Source organism: Agromyces binzhouensis (assembly GCF_004135055.1).
In the GTDB taxonomy this organism is placed as follows: Bacteria; Actinomycetota; Actinomycetes; order Actinomycetales; family Microbacteriaceae; genus Agromyces; species Agromyces binzhouensis.
Genome location: NZ_SDPL01000776.1, coordinates 1 through 663, shown reverse-complemented (window position 1 = coordinate 663; position 663 = coordinate 1). Strand labels below are relative to the sequence as shown.

1 protein-coding gene is annotated in these 663 nt (G+C 72.7%); it reads left to right on the top strand.

The genetic code is table 11. The annotated features are described in order from the left end of the window. Positions 1-238 precede the first annotated feature (238 nt). On the top strand, positions 239-619 hold the full coding sequence (locus ESO86_RS18170) for a glyoxalase superfamily protein (protein WP_129236067.1): 381 nt from the start codon (positions 239-241) through the stop codon (positions 617-619). The last annotated feature ends 44 nt before the right edge of the window (positions 620-663 follow it).

Below are 663 nucleotides of genomic sequence, written 5' to 3'. Positions count from 1 at the left end.
GCGGCCGACCCGGCCCGGCACGGCCCGCCCGCGCGCCCGCCCGCGCTTGGATGCGATCACGTCGTCGGAGATTCCGGCGACACGCCGGGTGCGCGCGGCGCGCCGCGCGGAATCTCCGACGATTCGAACGCTTCGAGGTCTGATGCGTCCCCATTCCGGACGGAATCTGACCGGAAGGCGCGGGACACTGGCGGAGCCAGCCGGGCATCCGCTTCCCGGCCTGAAGAGGAGGACTGCCATGGACTGGAAGATCGAGCTGATCTTCGTGCCCGTCACCGACGTCGACCGCGCCAAGGCGTTCTACGTCGACAAGCTCGGCTTCACCGCCGACCACGACCAGCGCGTGAGCGACGAACTCCGCTTCGTGCAGCTCACCCCGCCCGGTTCGGCCTGCTCGATCGCGATCGGCGAGGGGCTCGGCCTGACGCTCGAACCCGGGCGGCAGGACACGATCCAGGTCGTCATCCCCGACGCCGACGCCGTCCTCGCCGACCTGCGCGCCAAGGGCGTCGAAGCCGAGGGCGTCGACGAGCAGGCGTGGGGCCGCTTCATCACGCTGGCCGACCCCGACGGCAACCGCTGGACGCTCCAGCAGCTGCCCGACTACTCGGCCGCCTGAGGCGACGGATGCCGCGTGCCCCGCGCCGCGCCCGCCGCCCGCCG